This is a genomic window from Massilia consociata (genome assembly GCF_042432755.1).
GTDB lineage: Bacteria > Pseudomonadota > Gammaproteobacteria > Burkholderiales > Burkholderiaceae_D > Telluria > Telluria consociata.
In genome coordinates this window covers 198,063-220,192 of record NZ_JBHLWP010000004.1, presented here as the reverse complement: position 1 = coordinate 220,192, position 22,130 = coordinate 198,063, and the positions used below count along the sequence as shown (strand labels likewise).

The window sequence follows — 22,130 nt, the reverse complement described above, 5'->3', positions numbered from 1 at the left end:
ACAACGTCCTGCAAGCCAACGATGACGGACCACACCGCAAACGCTTCCCCCAAAGTGGCGCTCGTGACCGGCGCCGGCCGCCGCCTGGGCCGCGCCATCGCGCTCGGCCTGGCCGCCGCCGGCTGGGACGTCGCCGTGCATTACCGCCATTCCGAACGGGAAGCGGTCGAAACCGCCGAGTCGATCCGGGCGCTCGGGCGGCGCGCCGCGCTGCTGCAGTGCGACCTGCTGGACGAGGCGGCGGTGCGCGCCCTGCCCGGCCGCGTGGCCCGGGAACTGGGCGTGATCCATTGCGTGGTCAACAACGCATCGTTGTTTGAATACGACAGTGCCACGAGCTTCTCCCCGGCCTTGCTGGCCACGCACATGGGAGCGAACGTCGCAGCACCGCTGCTGCTGGCGCAAGCCTTGCACGCCATCACGCCGGTCGGTTCCCAGTCGGTGGTAATCAACCTGCTGGACCAGAAACTGTACAATCTCAACCCGGATTTTCTGTCGTACACGCTGTCGAAGGCGGCGCTGCACACGGCCACCACGATGCTGGCGCAGGCGCTGGCGCCCTCGGTGCGCGTGGTCGGCGTGGCGCCCGGCATCACGATGGTGTCGGGCGACCAGACCGAGGAAGGTTTCAGCAAGGCGCACCGGATGACGCCGCTGCAGCGTTCCTCGACCCCGCAGGACATCGCCGACGCGGTCGTGTACGCCGCCGGCGCGCGCGCCCTGACCGGCACCACCTTGCTGGTCGACGGCGGCCAGCACCTGATGGCCTCGCCGCGCGACGTGATGTTCCTGACCGAACCCACCAATAACCATACATAAGGCATTACCATGTTATCCGCCCTGATCCACCCGAGCTTGCGCGACTGCCGCCGGCTGTTCCTGCGCAATTACGAAGTCATGATCAACATCGGCGTGCATGACTTCGAAAAGACGGCGGAACAGCGTGTCCTGATCAACGTCGACCTGTACATCCCGCTCGAGCAGTCGACCCCGAAGGCCGACCAGTTGTCGGAAGTGGTCGACTACGACTTCATGCGCGAAACGATCGCCAGGCGCGTCTCGAAAGGCCACATCCACCTGCAGGAAACCCTGTGCGACGACGTGGTCAAGGCGATGCTGACCCATCCGCGCGTGCGCGCCGCGCGCGTCTCGACCATGAAGCCGGACGTCTATCCGGACTGCGAGGGCGTGGGCGTGGAAGTGTTCCAGATGAAGGAAGAAGCATGAGCGAAGCGGATCTCGACCAACTGAACCCCGATGCCGCCAGGAAGGCGGAGAAGGTGGCGTTCGAAAACAACAAGCTGCACAAGCGCCTGTGCCGCCTGGTGGGCCAGGCGATCGGCGACTTCAACATGATCGAAGACGGCGACAAGGTGATGGTCTGCCTGTCGGGCGGCAAGGACAGCTACGCCCTGCTCGACATCCTGATGACCTTGCGCGAGCGCGCGCCGATCCACTTCGACATCGTCGCAGTCAACCTCGACCAGAAGCAGCCGAACTTCCCTGCCGAGGTGCTGCCTGCCTACCTGGACAAACTCGGTGTGCCGTACCACATCGAGAATCAGGATACTTACAGCATCGTCAAGCGCCTGATCCCGGAGGGCAAGACCACCTGCTCGCTCTGCTCCAGGCTGCGGCGCGGCATCCTGTACCGCGTGGCGGACGAGCTGGGCTGCAACAAGATCGCCCTGGGCCACCACCGCGACGACATCCTCGAAACCTTCTTCCTGAATATGTTCTTCGGCGGGAAGCTGAAGGGCATGCCGGCCAAGCTGGTCTCGGACGACGGCAAGCACATGGTGATCCGCCCGCTGGCCTATGTGAAGGAAGCGGACACCGAGCGCTATGCGGAAGTCAAAGGCTTCCCGATCATCCCGTGCGACCTGTGCGGCTCGCAGGAAAACCTGCAGCGCAAGCAGATCAAGGCCATGCTGCGCGACTGGGAAAAGAAGCACCCGGGGCGCGTGGAGAACGTGTTCTCGTCCCTGAGCACCGTGGTGCCTTCGCACCTGCAGGACCGCAACCTGTTCGGGTTTGTCGACCTCAAGACGGACGGCCTGCCGAACCCGCTGGGCGACATCGCTTTTGATGAAGAGCCGTGCTCGACGCCGGCGAACAATACGATCTCACTGCAGCAGTTGTAGATTGCGACGAGGCGGCGGCATCTGCCGCCGCCTTGGCCGGGTGCAGCAAGGAGTGATGTGTGCGCAACAGGTCGTTGCCGGATCCGCTGCTAAGATGGGCGGACCTGTCCTGTGCATGGACCTCGGGAGGCGAGATGCAAAACAAGTCCTTGTGTGGTGCCGTCCTGGCGCTGGCTGCCACATCCGCAGCAGCCAATACCACGATGACGCCGGTCGATTCCTGGAATTTCGCCTGGACCGGCTTCATTACTACCTCGCCGAGTCAGGCGACGGCCTTCTGGCCCGAGGCCACGCTCACCGGCTACTTCACCGGCAGCGATACGGACGGTGACGGCGTCGTGACGAAAGGTGAATTGAGCGAGTTCGTCTTTGCCGGCAAGATCTTTGCTGGCTGCCGCAACGATGCCTACGAGACCTGTTCGATCGAACACTTCAGCTTTACGCCCGACCATCAATTGTCCTTCGCCACCAATTGGACCTGGAGCAACCCAGGTGGCCAGATGCCGGACTTCCGCACAAGAGGCTTTACCAGGACGGGCGACGAACATTACTGGTACTGGGACCAGCCGGGCGACGACTGGTACACCAGCATGCTCTGGACCGACCAGACCGTCTTCAGCATCGCCCCGGTGCCGGAGCCGTCCGCACCGGCGCTGGCATTGGCCGGCCTGGTGCTCCTGGCGCCGGTGATGCGGCGACGGCTGCACCGGCCGGCGCGAGCCTAGGGTCTGTCTAACGGAGTGTCAAGCCGCTACAAGGTAATTCGGATCGAGGTTCGTACGGAGGCCGGCTGTGCCGACCGCGCGTTCAGCACCCTTCCGTTTGACGGGCGGCTGTTCATTCCCTGATTGAACACGTGTACGGCGAAGCCATAAACCCTACGGAAATGCGGACTCCAGCCCGTTCTTGTCAGGCAGCCCCTAACTCCAGGCCGGACGCACCCGCCAGCGGCGCGCGCCGAGCACCGCCGCCAGGCCTGCCACCAGCATCAGGCCGCTCGCCGGCTCGGGTACCGCGGATACCTGGGTCACCTGCAGGGTGGTGTCCTCGGTCCAGTAATAGGTGCCATACCGCTGCCGGTAGAACTCGTAGCGGTATACCTCGCCGGTCTGGACACTCGCATTGAACTCGCCCCCGTACCATGTGCGCTGGTACCACTGCCCGGTCATCTCGAAGACGGGCCCGAGCGGCCCGTCGGGCGCGAACCGGAAGTGGCTCAGCGAACAGGTATTGCTGTAATCGTCTGGAGCCTCGCAAGTGACGTAGTTGCCGGTGATGCCATCGTTACCGAACCTGAGTTCGCTCAGCTCCGACATGTCGAGCCAGCCGTCGCGGTTACGGTCCTCGCCCTTGACCAGGCCACTCAAGGTGGTCCGGGTGAAAGGCGGCACCGGATCCTGGCCCCAGGTAAAGGTATACGACCGGCCGCTGATTTCCAAAAAGTCCACCCGCCAGGTGATTTCCTGGCCGTGCACCCCTGTCACCGCCAGCGCCAGCGCTGCGGCCAGCAAGCGTCGTTTTCCCATTTCACTCTCCTCCTGTAGAAAGTGCACGACTGAAGCCTGTCGGCACCAATCGCCGGGCGGCCTCGACAATAGAGTAGCGCCGGCTGCAGCGCGTGTCGCGACTGCACCAATTGTGTGCACCAAAAAGCAACTCAGCAGCATGGCGCAATCCGCCGGAAGGAAATCGCAGCCGTGTTACCCTGCGTTTTTTCATCCCCCATACCTAGAAGAGGATGCCAATGAGACTGCCCGCCCGCCTGTTCCGCCACCTGTCCCCGCGCCTGTTCCTGAGCCTGGCCCTGCTTGCGCCCTGCGCGGCAATGGCCGAGCCGAGCGCCATCTACCTGGTGCGCCACGGCGAAAAGCAGAGCGAGAACGGCGATCCGGAACTGACCGCCCAAGGACGCGCACGGGCGCAGCACGTCGGGATCCTGCTGCATCGGGCCGGCATCACCGGCATCTTCAGCACGTCGACCAAGCGCACGCGCCAGACCGCCGAGCCCCTGGCACAGCGCACGGGTCTGGCCGTGCAGCTCTACGATCCGCGCAACCCGAAGGCACTGGTGGAAAAAGTAAAGGGATTGACCGGCGCGGTGCTGGTGGTCGGGCACTCGAACACGCTGCCGGAGCTGGTGCGCCTGTTCGGCGGTGTGCCGGGGGCGGAGATCGGGGATGACGAATACGACCGGCTGTACCAGCTGACGCCGACGCCGGGCGGGGCCGTGAATACGGTGCTGTTCACGACGCCGTAATCGTGGCGTGGGCGCCGGCGCCTGCCGCCGCCATGCCGGTGCGAACACCGCCGTTCAGTCATGGGATAGGAGGGTTACGGCTGGCGCTCCCGACCTCTGCGCCGTCTTTGGCGGACGGCAGGGCACCGAGCGCCGCGGCGTTGATCCGTTCGCGCTCGTCGTCGAACCACCAGCCCCATTTGTTGAAGTAGCGTACCGCGGACACGGTGTGGTGGCACAGCAGCCGCCAGTCGTGGTAGGAACCGCGCCCATACTCGTGCACCACCGTCACGTGCGGATAGAACACCGTGCGCCCGACACGCGCCAGCCGCCGTGACAGGTCGACGTCTTCGAAATACAGGAAGAAGCGTTCGTCGAACAGCCCGGCCCTGGCCAGCGCATCGGTGCGTATCAGCATGAAGCAGCCGGACAGGACCGGCACATCCATGATGCGGTCGTAGCCGCTGGCATGCATCTCGTAGTCGCGCTGGCTTCCCGCGCGCCGGTGCAGCCACGGCAGGAAACGCCGCACCGCCAGGCCGACCGGGGCCGGCAACAGCTTGCACAGCGGTTGCAGGCGGCCGTCGGGAAAGCAGATGCGCGGCGCCAGCACCGCCACGTCGGGATGGCTTTCCATGTACCCCAACAGGCGTGGAAAGGTGTCGGGAGCAAAATGAATGTCGGGGTTGAGCACGAAGTGATAGCGGCTGCCGGCTTCCATCGCGGCGCGCATGGCGCGGTTGTGCGCGCGGCCGAAGCCGGGATTGTCGGGCTGGTGCCAGTACAGGGCCTCGAAGCGCGGCGCCAGGCTGCGCAGGCTGTCGCTCGGGGAGTTCTCGACCAGGTAGACCAGCAGCCGCGGCCAGCTGCCGGCGACCGCACGCAGCAGGCGCTCGATCTGCTCGGGCGCATTCGCGTACGCCACCACCGAACAGCTGGCCAGCACTGGTTCCGGGCTCATTTCCGCGGCCCGCGCAGGTGGAAAAAGGCCATGTGCACGAGCCGGACGTCGCCTGATCCAGGGCAGGCGCCGTGGCAGTCGTCAGTGCCGGCGATCTCCTCGACATCCGTGAGCGATTCGCCATAAAGGGCCGTCTGCATGCGTGCGTACTGCTTCGGATAATCGTCCATGAAGGTCTCCGGGCCGGCCTTCCAGCCGCATGCCATCTCAGACGGCGTGGCAGGGTGCGCAGTTGCATCTGGATAGCGCGCGATTGCGCAAGATCAGCCACGTGTGGACACGGCACGCCAGAATCGCCCTTCATGTCCATCACCACTTCCACCACCATGAACGGCAGCGTGCGCAAAGTCCTGGCCGGGCCTGCCCTGACCGACCTGCGCCGCGCCTGGGAACTGCTGCACGTGATCGCCTTCATCGCGGCCAGCGACCTGCGCGCGCGCTACCGGCGCAGCGTGCTCGGGCCGTTCTGGATGACGCTCGGCACTGCCGCAGGCACGCTCGGCCTCGGCCTGGTCTGGAGCGAATTGCTGCGCATGGAACGCGCCAGTTTCGTGCCATCCCTCACCTGCGGCCTGATCATGTGGCAACTGCTCAGCGGTTGCATCCTCGAATCCACCACCACCTACTGGCGGCAGGCGGCGCTGATCCGCAACCTCAGCATGCCGCTGTCGATGCCGCCCATCCAGATGGTGGTCAAACACCTGATCAATTTTGCGCACAACCTGCCGGTGCTGCTGGTGGTCGGGCTGCTGTTCGACGTGGCCGTCACGCCCCAGACCCTGCTGGCCCTGCCCTGCCTGCTGCTGCTGACGGCCAACCTGCTGTGGATCGCGCTCCTGCTGAGCATGCTCGGCGCGCGCTTTCGCGACCTTGAATACGTGCTCGCCGCCGCCATGCCGCTGCTGATGTTCCTCAGTCCGGTGTTCTACCGGCCCGACTACCTGCCGTTCAACGCGCTGTTCGTCTGGTTCAATCCGTTCAGCCATTTCATCGAACTGATGCGCTATCCGCTGCTGGGAACGGCGCCGCCCGGGTTCGTCGTGCTGACCAATGCCCTGCTGTGCCTGGCAGGCTGGGTGGGCACGCTGTGGCTGTTCAATGCCAAACGCAACCGCATCGCCTACTGGATCTGATCATGGCCCGCCTCGAATTCGACCGCGTGACGGTCCAGTATCCCGTCTACGACGTGCGCGCCAAGTCCTTGCGCCGGCACCTGGTGCGGGTATCGACGGGCGGGCGCATCGAGTCCGAAGGGGCGGGAATCCAGCTCGTCACGGCACTGCGCGACGCCAGCTTCAGGCTGGGCGACGGCGACAGCGTCGGGCTGCTGGGGCACAACGGCGCCGGCAAGAGCACCCTGCTGCGCACCATGGCCGGGGTGTACTGCCCATCGGCCGGCACCGTGGTGCGCGAGGGCCGGGTGGCCACCGTGTTCGAGCTGGGCGCCGGCATGGAAAGCGAACTGAGCGGCTACGAGAATATCCGGCGCATGGCGATGCTGCTCGGGATCGGCACGCGCGAGATCGGCGCACGCATGCCGGACATCGAGGAATTCACCCAGCTCGGCCCGTTCCTGCACCTGCCGGTGCGCACCTATTCCGCGGGCATGGCCACGCGCCTGATGTTCGCGGTGGCCACCTCGACCCGGCCGGACATCCTGCTGGTCGACGAGATCTTCGGCGCCGGCGACGCCGAGTTCCAGCAGAAGGCCGCCAGCCGCATGGAAGAGCTGATCTCGTCGGTGCGCATTTTCGTGTTCGCCTCGCACGACATCACGGCCCTCAAGCGCCACTGCCGCCGCTTCTTCCGGCTCGAGCACGGGCTGTTGCGCGAAGTCGACGGCGACGCGTTGTAGGCCGCTGCGAACACCCGTGCGCACGATAGACATGGATCAGAAGTCCTCTCCCCACCCTACCTATGCTTGACGCATGAAACGGCTCATTATCGACCTCGACGAAACCATCGCCCACTCGACGGGCGAAGGCTATGTCCACGCCCTGCCCAACCTGGCCCTGATCGCGCGCCTGCGCGATTACCAGCGCGACGGCTTCGACATCGTCATCAGCACCAGCCGTAATGTGCGCACCTATGACGGCAACATCGGCAAGATCAACCTGCACACGCTACCCCTCATCGTCGACTGGCTGAAGCGGCACGGCGTGCCATGCGACGAGCTCCACGTCGGCAAGCCATGGTGCGGTACGCAAGGCTTCTACGTCGACGACAAGGCAGTGCGGCCGTCGGAATTCCTGCGCTACTCGCTCGCCGACATCACGGCCCTGCTGGCGGGCGAACGGCGCGAGGCCTGAATGCTGCTCATCACCTCCGGCGCCTACGTCGACAGCGAGCTGTACGCTGAATTCGGCAGGATTCCCCCGGCTTTTCTTCCCGTGGGCAACCGGCGCCTGTTCACCTACCAGGCCAGGCGCCACGGCACCCGCCATGCGCAAGTGGTCATGACAGTGCCGGGTGACTTCGTGCTCGACGAAGCCGATGCCGCCTGCCTGGATGCGTGCGGCATCACGCTGTACCGCACCGAAGCCGGCGCCCCATTGGGCTGGGCGGTGCACGACTTCCTCTCCACGCACGGCATCGCCGGGCCGATCGAGATCCTGTACGGCGACACCCTGATCGACGACCCGCCACGCCAGGGCAGCGACTGGCTGGCGGTGGGCCAGACCGACGAGTACTACGACTGGTACCACGAGATCCCCGCACACGGCCAGCCGGGTGGCATCTGGACTGGCATGTTCGCCTTCTCGGATGCCGCACGGCTGCGCGAACTGCTGGCCGAACGGGGCGACTTCATCGCCTCGGTCGTTGCCTACGAGCGCAAGGTCGGCCTGGCGCACTGGCCGGTCGCCCATTGGCTCGACTTCGGCCACGTGCACACCTATTTCGATTCCAAGCGCACCGTCACCACCCAGCGCCACTTCAACCAGTTGCGCGTGGCCGAGGGCGTGGTGACCAAGACGGGAGACGACACGGCCAAGATCGCCGCCGAAGCCGAATGGTTCGAACGGGCACCGCCCTCCGTCAAGCCCTTCCTGGCCCCGTATATCGGACGCACGGCAGGCACCTGCGGTTACCAGCTCGAGTACCTGCACCTGGCCACCCTGAACGAGCTGTACGTCTTCGGCCGGCTGCCCGAACGGGTCTGGGGACGGATCTTCCGTGCCGCCGACGCCTTCCTGCGCACCGCGCGTGCCGTCCCGGTGGACCAGCCGCCGTCGGGCGATGCCATCCGCCAGACCTACCGCGACAAGACCCTGGCCCGGCTCGACGCGTATGCGGCGGCGACCGGATGCGACCTCGACGCCGGTTGGGCGCTCAACGGGGTGCGCACGCCTTCGCTGCGCACCATCGCCGAACAGGCCAGCGCGGCGGTGGAAGCGGGTGCGTCCGAAGCGAGCTTCCTGCATGGCGATTTCTGCTTCAGCAACATCCTGTTCGACTTCCGTGCCGGCCGCGTCAAGACGATCGATCCGCGCGGAATCGACGCCAGCGGCCGCCCGACCTGCTTTGGCGACCTGCGCTACGACATCGGCAAGCTTGCCCATTCGGTCCTGGGGCTGTACGACCACATCGTGGCCGGCCATTTCGTGCTGGAAGACGATGACGGGTTCGTGCTCGACGGACAGGCGGACTTCCAGCCGGATGTTGAGCCAGGGGCCGGCCGGGGCGCGTGGTCGGGAAGCCCGCCGGGCAACCGGCAAGGGGGGCAGCCGGCTGGGCAGGCGGGCAGCCGGATGGGCGGCCAGCCAGGCGCGCGCCAGGGGGCGCAAATGAGTGGCCTCGCGAGTGGACAGTCGGGTACCCCCCTGAGCGCGCACCTGAACGCGCAGCGCAGCGCTCCGATGCACGCCATGCTGGACGACCCGCTGTACGGCCTGGCCGGCCAGCCGTCATCGGGCCAGCCCGGCAGCCTGCACGAGCAACTGCGCCCCGGCCATGCGCTGCGGTTTCGCGTGCTCGCGCAACGCACCGGCCCGATCCGGGAGCTGTTCCTGGCCACGCCTTTCGCCGGACGCCTGCCCGCCGCATGGGACTGCTATCCCGTCATGGTGCTGCTGTTCCTGTCGATGCTGCCGCTGCACGCCGACGTTCCGCAGCGCCAGCGTGCCCTGCTGGCCAATGCCATCCGCCTTTACCTCGAATGGAGTGCGCATGATCGTGATCCCGATGGCGGGAATGAGCCGCCGTTTCTTTGACGCCGGCTACACCCGTCCCAAGTATGAACTCCCGCTCGGCGGACAGACGCTGTTTGCCTGCTGCGTGCGCTCGTTCGACCACTATTTCGGCAGTGAGCGCTTCGTGTTCGTCCACCGTCACGCCTACGATGCCGGCGACTTCATCGCCCGCGAGTGCGACAGGCTGGGCCTTGAAGACTATGTCACGGTCGGCCTGGACGATACCACGCGCGGCCAGGCCGAAACCGTGCTGCGCGGCCTCGAAGGCGCCGGCGCCGGCGACAGCGATGCCCTGCTCATCTTCAACATCGACACCATCCGCCCGCACTACCGTTTTCCGGAGGCGATGGGCGCCGGCGACGGTTACCTGGAAGTGTTTGCCGGAGAGGGCGAGCACTGGTCCTTCGTGCGTCCCGCCACCTCCTTCTACCCCCTGGTTGCCGAGACCACGGAAAAGCGCCGGATCTCGCCGCTGTGCAGCACCGGGCTGTACTATTTCTCGCGCGCGGCCGATTTTGCCGCCGGCTGCGAACACGCACTGGGCGATGGCGGCCGCTTCCTGCGCCAGTGGGGTGAACTGTACGTCGCGCCCCTGTACAACGACCTGATCTCGGCGGGCGGGCGCGTGATGTACCACCAGGTCGGCGCACACGAGGTGCACTTCGCCGGCACCCCGCAGGAGTACCGTGCGTTGCACGACGGCGCACGGAGCCTGTTTTGATCTACGTATCGCTCCCCGTGCACACGCAGCCGCAGGTGGTTGCAGGACAGGCCAGGAACTTCGCCGCCTTCCTGCCCGAGGCGCGCGTCGTGCTGCACGTCTCGGCCAACGCCCGTTTTACCCTGCCCGAGCTGGACACCGCGCTGCGCGCTGCCGGCTGCAGCAACGTCGTGCTCAATCCGGTGCGCCTGGCCACGCGCTGGGGCGGCATCCTCCATGCACACCTGGCCAACATCGGCTGGATCCGCCGGGCCGGCGGAGCCACCCGCATCTGCCTGCATGCCTCGAACGACATGCTGGTGCGCCCCGGCCTGGCCGAATGGCTGGGACGCGGCGGCAATTTTCTGCAGACGCGCCCGATCCACCCGGGCAGCCGCTGGCGCTTCGCCGCGCCGGCACTGGCCGACCAGCAGCTCGCGGCCCTGTGCCGGCAGCTCGGCTGCGCAAGCCTGGTAGGTTCGCAGGCCGAGGGCAGCAGCTACGAGGCGGCACTGCTGTTCGAGGTGGCGCGCCTGCTCGAACGCCACCTCGGCGACGCCCCCGCTACCGCCTATCCGCGCGAGGAAGTCTGGCTTGCCACCGTGGCCCATGCGCTGGGAGCGCCAATCGGCGGGCGCCCCTACGTGCTGTCCGAAGTGCACCGCTTCGACCGCGCCTTCTGGCGCGTGCTGCGCTATGCCGACCCCTTGATCGGCCGGCGTGGCGATCCGCTGCACTTTCCGCGCCGCCTGATCGAATACCTGATGATCCGCAGCGGCTTTCACCGGATACGACGGCGCTGGGTCGACCGCATTGCCGCCGACGATGTCGCCTGGCTCGCACGCTACGAATGGATGTCGGACGGGAACAACATGTGGCGCGTGTTCGAGCGCCACGGCCTGTTCGGGGTCAAGCGGGTGCCGCGCCGTCCCGACCACCCGTTGCGCCGCCACATCGACGCATTGGCCGACACACGCGCTTTCCGCTCCGGCATCCGCGCCGAAGCAGGCACCCCTGCCCCACAACCGCCTGTCGCGCCATGAAGACCTCCGACATCACCCTCGTGTTCCAGGGCGCGTTCAAGCCCTACATCACGCGCGAGCGCGATGCCTTCCTGCGCAACATCCGCCTGACGCGCCAGGCGCTGCCCGGCGCGCGCATCGTCCTGTCCACCTGGGAAGGCAGCGACCTGCCGCGCAACCTGGGGGTCGATACCGTCGTGCTCAGCCCGGACCCGGGGCCGCTGGCGCCGCTCAAGCTCGACGACGACAAGGCCAACAACGCCAACCGGCAACTGGCCAGCACGCGCGCCGGACTCGCCGCCGTGCGTACCCCCTACGCGGTCAAGCTGCGCACCGACTGCTTCCTCGAACATGCGGGCTTCCTCGACTTCGCGGCCGAACAGCGCCGGCGCGACGGCGGGCGCGAACGGCTGCTGGCCTGTTCGTTCTTCACGCTCGATCCGGCCATGTTCGAACGCCTGCCCTACCACCTGAGCGACTGGTTCCATTTCGGCCCCACCGAATTGTTGCAGGCCTACTGGTCGGCCGCGCCGATGGACCCGGCCGATGCGCGCCATTACGAGAACCGCGCGCATCCACCGGGCTCGTCGATCTTCGAGCGCCGTTTCCGGGCCCGCTTCGCCGTCGAGCAGCACCTGTGCACCCAGTTCGCCGCCACCCGCGGCTACGCCTGCCCGCAGGTGCTGAACGACGCTTCCGGGCCGGTACTGCGCGACCATGCGCGCTTCATGGCCCACGAAGTGATGCTGCTCGACCCGTGGCAGATCGGACTGGTGTTCCCCAAGTATGCGTGGGTGGGCGGGTCGCGCTTCCAGTGCATGAACAACCTGATGCACCTGGACTGGGTCGCGCTGCAGGGGCCGGAACTGGCCGGCTTCGCGGATGCGGCCGGCCTGCGCCGGCTGATCCAGGACCGGATGCGCAGCAAGCGCTTGAGCGCCCTCGCCTTTCGCCACAGCCGCCTGCTGCATTCCCTGCTGTTCGATCCGCAGCGTGCCAACGAGCCGGTGCGCCGCATGGTCGGCCGGCTCGCACGCTACCTGTAGCCGGCCATGCGGATCGTCGCCGTCGTCGTCACCCGGGACCGCCCGCTGCTGCTGCAGCAGGTGCTGGCGGCGCTGCAGGCCCAGCACCGGCCACCGGAACACATTGTCGTGGTCGACAACGGCAGCGGGCCGGAAACCGGCGCCGTGCTGGCGCGCTTCAGCGGCGCCCCCGGCGGCGTGGAGGTATTGCGGCCGGCCGGCAACCTCGGCGGCGCCGGCGGCTTCGCGCTCGGCATGCGCCAGGCGCTCGCCGGCGGCTGCGACTGGATCTGGGTGCTGGACGACGATGCCGTACCACGCCCGGACGCGCTGGCGCAACTGACGCGGGCACTCGAGGCGCCGGCGGCGGGCCCGCTGGGATATCCAGGCGCCGTGGCGCCGGCCGTCATCGAATTCGGCGCCCTGGCGCTGGCCCATCGGCGCCGCTACAGCCTGGTCAGCGGCATCGAACGCGTGGTCGCTCCGGCCCTCTACCGCCGCGCCGTCGTGCCGGTCGACACCGCGTCCTTCGTCGGCCTGCTGGTATCAGCCCAGGCCGCCAGGGCGTGCGGCCTGCCCGACGCCGCCCTGTTCCTGTCCTACGACGATACCGATTATTGCCTGCGCCTGCGCCGCGCCGGGTGGGCCCTCTGGCTGGTGCCAGGCAGCGTCATCGACCACTTGCGCCTGCCCGGGAACCGGCTGCGCGCCGGACCAATCGGCGCACGGCATTACTACAATCTGCGTAACCGGGTCGTGGTGGCGCGCCGCCATGCACGCCTGCCGGCGCTGGCAGCCGGCGTCGCGACCCTGACGGGGCTGGGATTGTGGCTGGGGTGCAGGGGACGCTTCCGGAACGGCGCCTGGCGTATTGTCAGGCAGGCGCTGGCCGACGGCTGGGCGAACCGGCTGGGCGCCTTCCCCGGCACCCTGGCCGGCCGGGTGCCGGACGGCGTACCCGAGCCGGAGGCCGGCCGTGAACGGCTGGTCAAGGAGGGGCTGGTGAAGGACGGATTGGTGAAGGACGGATTGGTGAAAGACGACTGGCGCAGGACCCCGTAAGCCCGGCAGCGAACGGCGGGCGCTCCATCATGCGCGCCCGCGCGCGCGGCCCGTCTCCAGGCAACAGGCCATGAAGGCGAACACCAGGATGGCATACAGCAGGCTCGCCTTCATCGACCAGAACATCACCTCGCTCAAGCCCGACATGGCATAGGCCACGACGACCAACATGCCGGCCAGCGCCGGCGCCGCCTGCACCCCGTCGGCGGCACGGCGCAGGGTGCGCGCAAACCAGCACAGCGGCGCGAGCATGATCGCCAGCCAGCAGGCCAGTCCAGGCAAGCCGCGCGTCACCAGGGCCTGCAGGGCATCGTTGTGCAGGTGCGGCGGTTCCGGCGGCGCGAAGACGGCCGGACTGAGTTTGCCTTCGGCGATCCAGGTCCGCATCTGCGCCTTGTAGGCGGCCGTGTCGATCCCGGCCAACGGGTGTTCCCTTGCCAGCATGCCCGCCGCCTTCCACAGTTCCAGGCGCACGCTCAGCGAGGTCGGTATGGGATTGCCTTCCAGGTACAGGTTCAGGTCGCTGAGCCCGACCTCGACCCGCTCCCGGACCCCGGTGGCCGGCACCGCGTACGCCAGTACCACCAGCACGACGCTGGCCAGTGCCAGGCCGCCCGGTAACATGCGCGGCAGATGATGGCGCTGGGTCCACAGCAGCAGGAAGGCCGGCGGCAGCGCCAGCCAGCCGCCACGGCTGCCCGACAGCAGCGAGGCAGCGGCCCCTGCCAGCGCGGCAACGGCGACCCACCGCCAGTGGCGGCGCACACGCGGGTCCGCCAGGCCGGCCAGGGCCACCAGGGCCAGGACCAGGGCCAGGTTGCCGAACACGATGGGATTCAGGAAACCGCCCGCACGCTCGAACCCGGCGCCCCAGCGCTCCCAGGCCGCGAGCCCGGCGGCAGCCAGTGCGCCCGCGCAGGCGCCCTGCCACCACGGCCGCGCATCCAGCGCCGCCACCCGCAGGACCGGCACGACCGCCACGGCGAGCAGCATCCGCAAGGGCGCATCGAACGTGTGCCACCCTGTTGCGCGCGCCAGGTGCAGGAACAGTGCATAAGCGGCGTAGGCGGCAAACGCGAGCACGACCGGGCGCAGGGCCGGCCAGTCGCGGGACAGCACCGCGCGGCTGGCGCGCCAGTGCCACAGTGCGATGGCAAGGAACAGGAAGCCGGCCAGGCCGATGCCGAAGCCGGTGACCAGGCAGGACAGGAGGAACAGGACGGGCAGCGTGGCGGTCCAGGCGCGACTGCCGGACAGGACGGGAACACGGCAGGCGCGCATGGGAGGGAGCAGGCGGGCAGCGCAGGATGGCGGCAACCCTGGCAGTCTAGCGGATCGGCGCCGCCCCGGGGGCGGCATGCGATGTGCGCTTGATCCTGGTCGCGTGCCGGATCAAGCGCGGCACGACGCTCAGGGAGCGGCGTTGGTGCGCAGCACCGGATACAGGTTGTAGCGTTCGTCCCACGAGGCATGGCGCTTGTAGAAGAACTCCAGGCGCGCATGCGGATTCTTCGCGAATGCCGGGTCGGTCTCCAGGCGGCGCTTGAACTCGGCGGCGAGCGCCGGATCGGCAGCGAGCTGCTCGCGCGCCACGTCCTCGGCCACGTACTCTTCCATGTATTCCTTGCGCTCGTAGGCATTGTTGAAGAAGCCCCAGGCCAGCAGCGAGTCCGGCGCCTGCGGCTCCAGCATCGCCACCACCAGGCGCGCCTTCGGCTGCGCGACCGGCACGTAGAGCGAACCGGCCAGCACCGCACGCGGCTCGGCTTTCCAGCTGCCCTCCACGGTCAGGCGCTGGTGCGATTCGAACGAGGTGGCGCCGAAGGTCGCCTTGTCGGCGCGGAAGGTTTCGACGTCCGCCGCGGCCAGCGGCTTGTCCAGCTTGCGAAAAGCAATGCCGTGCAGTGCGAGCTTGTTCGCCACGATGTCGGCGTAGGCGGCCGGCACGATGTAGCCGGCGCGCGGCGCGCTCACCTGCAGGTCGGGCACGACTTCCTCGCGCAGCGGCACGCGCCACACCTGCGGCTTGCTCTCGTCGTAGCGGGTCATCAGCATGCCGGAGATATCGGATTGGGTGCGCGTGTATTCGTAGCCCTGGAACTCGACCATTTGCGTCTTGTCGGTAGTGCGGTAGGTCAGCGCCACCGGGCTGCCGGCCAGCGTCGCCGCGCGCGCATCGGCCTGTGCGGCGGCCTGCTGCCATTGCTTGCCGTTCTTCGCCACCTGCTCGAGGATCGAGATCACGGTGTTGTGGGTGACCCGCACGCGGGTCGGGTAATCCTTCCACGAGTGCGTTTCCACCAGCACCGCCATGCGGTTACGCAGCGGGAAGTAGCCGGTCGAGAAACGCGGGTCCGACGCGCCGTCGATGAAGCCCGACATCGGGTCGTCGGTCTTGGCGAAGGACATGTAGTAGGACTGCGGCATCGAGCCTTGACGAGCGATGTCGGCGATCACGTTGCTGCGCAGCGCCAGGCCGGCCTTGCGGAATTCCGGGTCGCCCGAATACACCGGCTCGACCTGGATCGACACGTCATGCTGGAACTTGGCGCCGTCGGTCACGTGCAGGTCGACGTAGGTCAGCGGGTCCCAGGCGTTGACCAGCTTGAGCATGGCGCCCATTTCGGGCGCGTCGGCCTTCACGTAGTCGCGGTTGAGGTTGAAGTTCTGGGCGGTGGTGCGCCAGCCCATTTCGACCGGACCGCGCTGGTTCGGGCGGTTCCACTTGCCGAAGCGCTCGTGGCCATCGACATTGAACACCGGGACGAAGACCAGTACCTGCTTGCCCAGGGAGCCTTGCGCCAGCTTGCCGTTCAGCACCTCACGCAGCGCCAGGAAGCCGGCGTCCTTGCCGTCGATCTCGCCCGCATGGATGCCGCCCTGGATCAGCGTCACCGGCAGGCCCTGCTTTTTCGCGGCCTGCGGCGTGAAGGCGGACGTCGCGCTGGCGACCAGCGCCAGCATCGGCCGGCCTTCCGGCGTGCGGCCGAATTCGATGCACTTCACCTGCTTCGGATAGGCCTTCTGGAAGGCCTTGCACAGATCGACGACTTCATCGTAGCGGCCGGTTGTTTGAAAACCCGAGCGCTCGGACACGGTAGTCAGGTCCGGCGCGGCGGCGTGGGACAGGGAGGCGGACAGGGGAACGGCGGCCAGCAGGGCCAGCAACAGGGCAGAACGGATCATCGAAGCTCCGGCAATTGATGAGGTGACAAAGCCGAAGATTATAGACCTGATTAACCAAATGAAACGGCCCGGACAGCATGCTGTCCGGGCCGCTGGTCGGCAAGCGCCGATCCCGATTACGGCCGTGGTGCCGTATAGATCGAGATCTCCTGCACCGGCGGACGCACGATTTCCATCGGCACCATGCGGGCGCGGGTGGCCGGCGGGCAGGTGCCGGTCTGGCGGTAGGCCAGCGCCGCCGCCAGTAGGCCCTCGGCGGGATCGCCGAGCGGACGCGACAGGTCATCGGCCACCTGGCAGGTCGGCGCCAGGCCGTCCGCGAAGTCGCCGAAGCCCTTGTTGTTCACGCCCTTGAATTCGATCGAGAAATAGGTGGTCCCGCAGTTCGGCACCGGCGTGAAGCCATAGGGCTTGCCGCAGGTCTGGCTGCCGATCACGTCGACCTGGATGTCCGCGCCGCGCAGGCCGTTGATCACCGCTTCGCTGGCCGAGCAGGTGCCCGAGGTGGTCAGCACCGTGACGCGCTTCAGGCCCAGGTAAGGCAGCGGCGTACCGGCGCGCACCGGGTTCGGCGAGCTGAAGCCGTAGGCGGTGGAGCGGAACGGGATCGCTTCCTGCGGCGCGGTCTTGTCATTGTACTGCGAACGCTCGAAGATCTTGCCCCTGGTCTGGTCCGGCCCGGCGATCATGTACGACAGCTCGCTGGCGATGTACAGCAGGCCGCCGCCGTTGTAGCGCATGTCCAGCACCAGGTCGCTCACCGCGGCCTGTCTGAAGGTAGTGAAGGCGTCCACCAACTCTTTTTCCGATACCGCATTGTGGGTCTCGAAGCTCAGGTAGCCGACCTTGCCGCTCGGGGTGTCGAGCACCTGCACGTGCTTGACCGGGTCGACGCGGACCTCGGTGGCCGTCATCGTCACGTCGAAGGTCGCGCTGCCGCGCTGCAGGGTGAAGCGGTGCGCCACGCCGGCCGTTTCCGGGAACAGGCCTTCGTTGATCTTGTCGACTGCCTCGGTGCCGGTACCGTTGACGAAGTCCACGCCATCGACGTTCAGCAGCATGTCGCCGCGTTGCAGTCCGGCAGCGGCGGCAGGCGAACCCGGCTCCACCAGCGTGACCAGCCAGGTGCGCGGTGCAGTGGCGCTGTTGCGCTTCCAGGTGACGCCGTAGCCGAGGTTGATGCCGGCACTTTGCATCTTCTCCCATTCCTCGGTGGCGTAGGTGAAGTGATACCTGTCCTTCGGCTGGCCCGATTCGGTCAGCGCCGGCGTCTTGAGCACGTTGAAATAATCGATGGGATTGGTGAAATCCGCCATCCTGTAGGTATTCGGGATCTCGTTGTACCAGAGATAGTAGCGGTGCGACCAGGCGCGCAGGAATTTCAGCTCATCGAGCAGCGTCCCCTGTCGATCTGGAAACGGCCGCCCCTGGAAATCGACCCCGGTGCGCGGCTTGGCGCACAGGTTCATGTACTGGAACGGGTCACCCAGGACGCTGGCGTCGATGTCGGCCGCGGTCTGCCCGCCAGGGCCAGGCGCCGGCGTGGCCGGGGGCGGCTGCTGCGACGACTGCGTGGCGCCGGGCGAACCGCCGCCACCGCCGCATCCGGCAAGGACGAAGGCTGCGGCAAGCAGCGAAACGATCAAGCGGGGAGCGGTCGCCGGGCGACCCTGGGCGAGGAGCGGTTTCATGCGTCCGATTATAGACGTGGCTGCCTGCGCGAAGTGCAACCAACTGTAACAGTTGGATGTGAGAAACAACAAACAATGCTAGGAAGAATGACAGAAGATTACGGCCGGGCGAACCGGCCGTAGCAGCTTGCCAGCGTGACGTCGTGCAAGACGCCCCGCCGATGCGCTCAGGCCGCCCGCGGGGCTGCGCCGGCAGGCGCATGGAAGGCCGCGACCAGGGCCGCTTCCTTCTGCTTGGCCGCCTTCAAATGGCGTTCCTTCACGTGGCCGTAGCCGCGGATGTCTTCCGGAATGCTGGCGATGGCCACCGCCTGAGAAAGATTCTCCGCGGTCAGCTTCGGCAGCAGCGCTTCGACCGTTTGACGATACTCCCCGATCAGCGCACGCTCGGTGCGGCGCTCGGCGGTATAGCCGAACACGTCGAACGGAGTGCCGCGCAGCTTTTTCAGTTTTGCCAGCACGCCGAACGCCCCCATCATCCATTGGCCGTATTCCTGCTTCATCGCACGGCCTTCCTTGTCGTGCTTGGCCAGCAGCGGCGGCGCCAGGTGGAACTTCAGCTTGATGTCGCCTTCGAACATGCTCGCGATCTTCGCCTTGAACGCCGGATCGGTGTGCAGGCGGGCTACTTCGTACTCGTCCTTGTAGGCCATCAGCTTGTAGTAGTAGCGCGCCACGGCCTCGGCCAAGCGGGTGCCCTTGCCGAGTTTGGCTTCCTCGGCGCGCACCTGGTCCACGAAGGCCTGGTACCTGGCGGCATACGCGGCGTCCTGGTAGGCCGTGAGCAGCTCGACGCGGCGGGCAATCACGTCGTCCAGGCTCTCGGTGCGCTTGAACTCGATCACCTGGCTTGGGGCGGTCAACTTCTTCACCGACGCCAGGTCGTGCGCGGCGCTGCGGCCCCAGTTGAAGGCGGCCTTGTTGAACGGCACCGAGACGCCGTTCAGTTCGATCGCTTTCAGGAGCGACGCTTCCTGCAGCGGCACATGGCCCTTCTGGAAGGCGTAGCCCAGCATGAACATGTTGGTGGCGATCGCGTCGCCCATCAGGGCGGTGGCGATTCTCCCGGCATCGACGAAGTCGACGTTGTCTGCGCCGCAAGCCTGCAGGATGGCGCCCTTCGACCCCTCGGCCGGGAACTGCCAGTCCGGGTTTTTCACGAAGGCGGCAGTGGTGGCCCCGGTCGAGTTGACGGCGGCCCAGGTGCGGCCCTCGCCCATGCGGGAGAGCGCATCGCGGCTGGCCGTGACGATCTGGTCGCAGCCGATCACCAGGTCGGCGCTGCCGGTACCGACGCGGGTCGAGTGCAGGTCGGCCTGGTGCTCGGCCAGGCGCACGTGCGACATCACCGGGCCGCCCTTCTGGGCCAGGCCGGACTGGTCGAGCACGAGGGCGCCTTTGCCTTCCACATGGGCCGCCATCGCCAGGATCTGGCCGACGGTGACCACGCCGGTGCCGCCGACGCCGGCGATCAGGATGCCGAACGGCGACTCGACCGACGGAATCCTTGGCATCGGCAGGACCGGCGGTGCGGCTTCAGACGTCGCCGCTTTCTTCGGCTTTTTCAGGCCGCCGCCTTCGACGGTCACGAAACTCGGGCAGAAGCCGGAGACGCACGAGAAATCCTTGTTGCACGAGGACTGGTTGATCTGGCGCTTGCGGCCCAGTTCGGTTTCCAGCGGTTCGACCGACAGGCAGTTCGACTGGCTTGAACAGTCGCCGCAGCCTTCGCACACGGCTTCGTTGATGACGGCGCGCTTGGCCGGGTCGGGGAACTCGCCTTTTTTCCGGCGGCGGCGCTTCTCGGATGCGCAGGTCTGGTCGTAGATCACGGCGCTCACGCCGGGCATCTCGCGCAATTCCTTCTGCACGTCCATCAGTTCGGAACGGTGGCGCACGGTGACGCCTTCGGCCCAGGCGTAGTCGGCCGGGTATTTTTCCGGCTCGTCGGTGACGACGATGATCGGGCGCACGCCTTCGGCGGCGATCTGGCGCGTGATCATGCCCGGATCGAGCGGGCCGTCGACGTTCTGGCCGCCGGTCATCGCGACCGCGTCGTTATAGAGAATCTTGTAGGTGATGTTCACCTTCGCGGCCACGGCCGCGCGGATCGCCAGGATGCCCGAGTGGAAGTACGTCCCGTCGCCCAGGTTCACGAACACGTGCTTCTCGTCGGTGAACGGGGACTGGCCGATCCAGGTCGTGCCCTCCGCCCCCATGTGGGTGAACGTGGAGGTTTCGCGGTCCATCCACAACACCATGTAGTGGCAGCCGATGCCGGCCATGGCGCGCGAGCCTTCCGGCACCTTGGTGGAACTGTTGTGCGGGCAGCCCGAGCAGAAGTACGGGATGCGGTCGGTTTCCGGATTCGCCTTGGCCGGGATGTTCTTCAGCACCAGCTCTTTCGCTTCCAGGTACGCGATGCGCTGCTTCACGCGTTGCTCGACCGGGTGGCCGGCGCAGTAGTGCGAGATGCGCGAGGCGATCGCGCGGGCGATTTGCGCCGGGTTCAGCTCGTAGGTGGCCGGCAGCAGCCAGTCGCCGTGGCCCATGCGGTCCTTGTTGCTCCACTCGCCGGTATCGTCGAATTTGCCCACCACGCGCGGACGCTCGCCGTCCGGCAGATTGTACAGCGCTTCCTTCAGGGCGTATTCCATCACCTGGCGCTTTTCTTCGACCACCAGGATCTCGTCCAGGCCGCGCGCGAACGCGTGCACGCCTTCGGATTCGAGCGGCCAGGTCATGCCGACCTTGTACAGGCGCAGGCCGATATCGGCCGCCGCTTTTTCGTCGATGCCGAGGTCGGCCAGGGCCTGGCGGGTGTCGAGATAGCTTTTACCCGCGGTGATGATGCCGATTTTTGGTGTCGGGCTGTCCCAGATGATGCGGTTGAGCTTGTTGGCGCGCGCATAGGCCAGCGCGGCGTACCACTTGAAGTTGCTCATCCGGACTTCCTGGTCCAGCACGGCGTCCGGCCAGCGGATGTTCAGGCCGCCCGGCGGCAGTTCGAAGTCGGTCGGCAGCGCGATCTGCACCCGGTCCGGGTCGAGGTCGACCACGGCGCCCGACTCGATGATGTCGGTGACGCACTTCATCGATACCCACAGGCCGGTGTAGCGGCTCATGGCCCAGGCGTGCAGGCCGAAGTCCAGGTACTCCTGCACCGACGACGGGTACAGCACCGGGATGCCGCAGTGGGTCAGGATGTGGTCGGACTGGTGCGCGGTCGACGAGGATTTCGCCGCATGGTCGTCGCCGGCCAGCACCAGCACGCCGCCGTGCTTCGAGGAGCCGGCATTATTGCCGTGTTTAAACACGTCGCCGCAGCGGTCCACGCCCGGGCCCTTGCCGTACCACATGGCAAAGACACCGTCGTACTTGGCATCCTTGTACAGGTTCGTTTGCTGGGTGCCCCAGACGGCGGTGGCCGCCAGGTCCTCGTTCATGCCCGGATGGAATTTCACATGGTGGGCGTCGAGGTGCTTCTTCGCCTTCATCGCGGTCTGGTCGACGGCGGTGACCGGCGAGCCGCGGTAGCCGGTGATGTAGCCGGCCGTGTTCAGGCCCGCCTTGACGTCGCGCTCGCGCTGGAGCATCGGCAGCCGGATCAGGGCCTGGGTGCCGGTCATGAACGCACGGCCGCGTTCGAGCGTCCACTTGTCGTCGAGAGTGATGTCGTGCTGGGGCAGCGCCAGGTTGGCGCGCTCGAGGGGTGCGTTCATGCGGTGTCTCCGTGATTTTTCACTAGGCAAGCGGGACTTGGCGCCTTTGGCTCTTGATGGCCAGTGGTACGCGCGCGGCTGGACTGACCAGCCTGCTCCCATATCGGCACAGTATAGTCCTGCCCTCCCAGCATTAAATTCCAAACAATTCCCCCCGCCGGGCAATTTGCGCAATAAAATTGCCGGGTTGG

20 protein-coding genes are annotated in these 22,130 nt (G+C 66.9%); 13 read left to right on the top strand and 7 right to left on the bottom strand.

Going from position 1 to position 22,130, the window contains the following annotated elements; genetic code table 11:
• The first annotated feature begins 21 nt into the window (after positions 1-21).
• The 4 genes from ACFFJK_RS04145 (at position 22) to ACFFJK_RS04130 (ending at position 2,869) form a co-directional block, all read left to right on the top strand.
• Positions 22-819: an SDR family oxidoreductase gene (locus ACFFJK_RS04145; RefSeq protein ID WP_379677850.1), complete on the top strand. Its 798-nt coding sequence runs from the start codon at positions 22-24 to the stop codon at positions 817-819.
• Between the two features lie 9 nt (positions 820-828).
• Positions 829-1,227: a dihydroneopterin aldolase gene (locus ACFFJK_RS04140; RefSeq protein WP_379677849.1), complete on the top strand. Its 399-nt coding sequence runs from the start codon at positions 829-831 to the stop codon at positions 1,225-1,227.
• Positions 1,224-2,144, top strand: a complete 921-nt coding sequence (ttcA, locus tag ACFFJK_RS04135; RefSeq protein WP_379677848.1) for a tRNA 2-thiocytidine(32) synthetase TtcA — start codon at positions 1,224-1,226, stop codon at positions 2,142-2,144. Before ACFFJK_RS04140 ends, ttcA begins: the two co-directional genes overlap by 4 nt.
• Positions 2,145-2,278: 134 nt before the next feature.
• Positions 2,279-2,869, top strand: coding sequence for a hypothetical protein (locus tag ACFFJK_RS04130; protein ID WP_379677847.1), 591 nt, complete (start codon positions 2,279-2,281; stop codon positions 2,867-2,869).
• A gap of 195 nt (positions 2,870-3,064) precedes the next feature.
• On the opposite strand, the gene ACFFJK_RS04125 is transcribed toward ACFFJK_RS04130, so the two are convergent.
• Complete coding sequence (locus ACFFJK_RS04125) at positions 3,065-3,670, bottom strand: PEP-CTERM sorting domain-containing protein (RefSeq protein ID WP_379677846.1); 606 nt, start codon at positions 3,668-3,670, stop codon at positions 3,065-3,067.
• 218 nt (positions 3,671-3,888) lie between these two features.
• Between ACFFJK_RS04125 and ACFFJK_RS04120 the strand changes: the two genes are divergently transcribed.
• Positions 3,889-4,401, top strand: a complete 513-nt coding sequence (locus ACFFJK_RS04120; protein ID WP_379677845.1) for a SixA phosphatase family protein — start codon at positions 3,889-3,891, stop codon at positions 4,399-4,401.
• 58 nt (positions 4,402-4,459) lie between these two features.
• Here the strand turns inward: ACFFJK_RS04120 and ACFFJK_RS04115 are convergent, their stop codons facing one another.
• Both ACFFJK_RS04115 and ACFFJK_RS04110 read right to left on the bottom strand, forming a co-directional pair.
• Complete coding sequence (locus ACFFJK_RS04115) at positions 4,460-5,341, bottom strand: glycosyltransferase family 2 protein (protein ID WP_379677844.1); 882 nt, start codon at positions 5,339-5,341, stop codon at positions 4,460-4,462.
• Complete coding sequence (locus tag ACFFJK_RS04110; RefSeq protein ID WP_379677842.1) at positions 5,338-5,511, bottom strand: hypothetical protein; 174 nt, start codon at positions 5,509-5,511, stop codon at positions 5,338-5,340. The genes ACFFJK_RS04115 and ACFFJK_RS04110 overlap by 4 nt, the downstream gene beginning before the upstream one ends.
• A gap of 132 nt (positions 5,512-5,643) precedes the next feature.
• On the opposite strand from ACFFJK_RS04110, the gene ACFFJK_RS04105 reads away from it, so the two are divergent.
• The 8 genes from ACFFJK_RS04105 (at position 5,644) to ACFFJK_RS04070 (ending at position 13,340) form a co-directional block, all read left to right on the top strand.
• Entirely contained in the window at positions 5,644-6,474 is an 831-nt protein-coding gene (locus ACFFJK_RS04105) for an ABC transporter permease (RefSeq protein ID WP_379677841.1), read from the top strand.
• Positions 6,475-6,476: 2 nt separating this feature from the next.
• Positions 6,477-7,196 carry an ABC transporter ATP-binding protein gene (locus ACFFJK_RS04100; RefSeq protein WP_379677839.1) on the top strand — a complete coding sequence of 240 codons (720 nt, stop codon included), beginning with the start codon at positions 6,477-6,479 and terminating at the stop codon, positions 7,194-7,196.
• Positions 7,197-7,269: 73 nt separating this feature from the next.
• Positions 7,270-7,650 carry an HAD family hydrolase gene (locus ACFFJK_RS04095; protein ID WP_379677838.1) on the top strand — a complete coding sequence of 127 codons (381 nt, stop codon included), beginning with the start codon at positions 7,270-7,272 and terminating at the stop codon, positions 7,648-7,650.
• Positions 7,651-9,552, top strand: coding sequence for a phosphotransferase (locus ACFFJK_RS04090; protein WP_379677837.1), 1,902 nt, complete (start codon positions 7,651-7,653; stop codon positions 9,550-9,552). It abuts the gene before it with no gap.
• On the top strand, positions 9,509-10,252 hold the full coding sequence (locus tag ACFFJK_RS04085; protein ID WP_379677836.1) for a glycosyltransferase family protein: 744 nt from the start codon (positions 9,509-9,511) through the stop codon (positions 10,250-10,252). The genes ACFFJK_RS04090 and ACFFJK_RS04085 overlap by 44 nt, the downstream gene beginning before the upstream one ends.
• Positions 10,249-11,274 carry a hypothetical protein gene (locus ACFFJK_RS04080; RefSeq protein WP_379677835.1) on the top strand — a complete coding sequence of 342 codons (1,026 nt, stop codon included), beginning with the start codon at positions 10,249-10,251 and terminating at the stop codon, positions 11,272-11,274. The genes ACFFJK_RS04085 and ACFFJK_RS04080 overlap by 4 nt, the downstream gene beginning before the upstream one ends.
• Positions 11,271-12,299, top strand: a complete 1,029-nt coding sequence (locus tag ACFFJK_RS04075; RefSeq protein WP_379677834.1) for a WavE lipopolysaccharide synthesis family protein — start codon at positions 11,271-11,273, stop codon at positions 12,297-12,299. The genes ACFFJK_RS04080 and ACFFJK_RS04075 overlap by 4 nt, the downstream gene beginning before the upstream one ends.
• 6 nt (positions 12,300-12,305) lie before the next feature.
• Positions 12,306-13,340 (top strand): glycosyltransferase, encoded by a 1,035-nt coding sequence (locus ACFFJK_RS04070; protein ID WP_379677833.1) that lies wholly within the window; start codon positions 12,306-12,308, stop codon positions 13,338-13,340.
• Between the two features lie 27 nt (positions 13,341-13,367).
• Here the strand turns inward: ACFFJK_RS04070 and ACFFJK_RS04065 are convergent, their stop codons facing one another.
• The 4 genes from ACFFJK_RS04065 to ACFFJK_RS04050 form a co-directional block, all read right to left on the bottom strand.
• Positions 13,368-14,621, bottom strand: a complete 1,254-nt coding sequence (locus ACFFJK_RS04065) for an O-antigen ligase family protein (protein WP_379677832.1) — start codon at positions 14,619-14,621, stop codon at positions 13,368-13,370.
• A gap of 129 nt (positions 14,622-14,750) precedes the next feature.
• Positions 14,751-16,526, bottom strand: a complete 1,776-nt coding sequence (locus ACFFJK_RS04060) for a M14 family metallopeptidase (protein ID WP_379677831.1) — start codon at positions 16,524-16,526, stop codon at positions 14,751-14,753.
• Between the two features lie 116 nt (positions 16,527-16,642).
• Positions 16,643-18,217 (bottom strand): S41 family peptidase, encoded by a 1,575-nt coding sequence (locus ACFFJK_RS04055; RefSeq protein ID WP_379677829.1) that lies wholly within the window; start codon positions 18,215-18,217, stop codon positions 16,643-16,645.
• A gap of 167 nt (positions 18,218-18,384) precedes the next feature.
• Complete coding sequence (locus tag ACFFJK_RS04050) at positions 18,385-21,939, bottom strand: indolepyruvate ferredoxin oxidoreductase family protein (RefSeq protein ID WP_379677827.1); 3,555 nt, start codon at positions 21,937-21,939, stop codon at positions 18,385-18,387.
• Positions 21,940-22,130: the final 191 nt, after the last annotated feature.

Excerpts from the sequence above, each read along its gene's own strand:
- ACFFJK_RS04085 (WP_379677836.1), top strand. The coding sequence starts at position 9,509 with ATGATCGTGATCCCGATGGCGGGAATGAGCCGCCGTTTCTTTGACGCC.
- ACFFJK_RS04110 (WP_379677842.1), bottom strand. The coding sequence starts at position 5,511 with ATGGACGATTATCCGAAGCAGTACGCACGCATGCAGACGGCCCTTTAT.
- ACFFJK_RS04120 (WP_379677845.1), top strand. The coding sequence starts at position 3,889 with ATGAGACTGCCCGCCCGCCTGTTCCGCCACCTGTCCCCGCGCCTGTTC.
- ACFFJK_RS04125 (WP_379677846.1), bottom strand. The coding sequence starts at position 3,670 with ATGGGAAAACGACGCTTGCTGGCCGCAGCGCTGGCGCTGGCGGTGACA.
- ACFFJK_RS04060 (WP_379677831.1), bottom strand. The coding sequence starts at position 16,526 with ATGATCCGTTCTGCCCTGTTGCTGGCCCTGCTGGCCGCCGTTCCCCTG.
- ACFFJK_RS04070 (WP_379677833.1), top strand. The coding sequence starts at position 12,306 with ATGCGGATCGTCGCCGTCGTCGTCACCCGGGACCGCCCGCTGCTGCTG.
- ACFFJK_RS04100 (WP_379677839.1), top strand. The coding sequence starts at position 6,477 with ATGGCCCGCCTCGAATTCGACCGCGTGACGGTCCAGTATCCCGTCTAC.
- ACFFJK_RS04050 (WP_379677827.1), bottom strand. The coding sequence starts at position 21,939 with ATGAACGCACCCCTCGAGCGCGCCAACCTGGCGCTGCCCCAGCACGAC.
- ACFFJK_RS04145 (WP_379677850.1), top strand. The coding sequence starts at position 22 with ATGACGGACCACACCGCAAACGCTTCCCCCAAAGTGGCGCTCGTGACC.
- ACFFJK_RS04065 (WP_379677832.1), bottom strand. The coding sequence starts at position 14,621 with ATGCGCGCCTGCCGTGTTCCCGTCCTGTCCGGCAGTCGCGCCTGGACC.
- ACFFJK_RS04130 (WP_379677847.1), top strand. The coding sequence starts at position 2,279 with ATGCAAAACAAGTCCTTGTGTGGTGCCGTCCTGGCGCTGGCTGCCACA.
- ACFFJK_RS04095 (WP_379677838.1), top strand. The coding sequence starts at position 7,270 with ATGAAACGGCTCATTATCGACCTCGACGAAACCATCGCCCACTCGACG.
- ACFFJK_RS04075 (WP_379677834.1), top strand. The coding sequence starts at position 11,271 with ATGAAGACCTCCGACATCACCCTCGTGTTCCAGGGCGCGTTCAAGCCC.
- ACFFJK_RS04105 (WP_379677841.1), top strand. The coding sequence starts at position 5,644 with ATGTCCATCACCACTTCCACCACCATGAACGGCAGCGTGCGCAAAGTC.
- ACFFJK_RS04055 (WP_379677829.1), bottom strand. The coding sequence starts at position 18,217 with ATGAAACCGCTCCTCGCCCAGGGTCGCCCGGCGACCGCTCCCCGCTTG.
- ttcA (WP_379677848.1), top strand. The coding sequence starts at position 1,224 with ATGAGCGAAGCGGATCTCGACCAACTGAACCCCGATGCCGCCAGGAAG.
- ACFFJK_RS04140 (WP_379677849.1), top strand. The coding sequence starts at position 829 with ATGTTATCCGCCCTGATCCACCCGAGCTTGCGCGACTGCCGCCGGCTG.
- ACFFJK_RS04115 (WP_379677844.1), bottom strand. The coding sequence starts at position 5,341 with ATGAGCCCGGAACCAGTGCTGGCCAGCTGTTCGGTGGTGGCGTACGCG.
- ACFFJK_RS04090 (WP_379677837.1), top strand. The coding sequence starts at position 7,651 with ATGCTGCTCATCACCTCCGGCGCCTACGTCGACAGCGAGCTGTACGCT.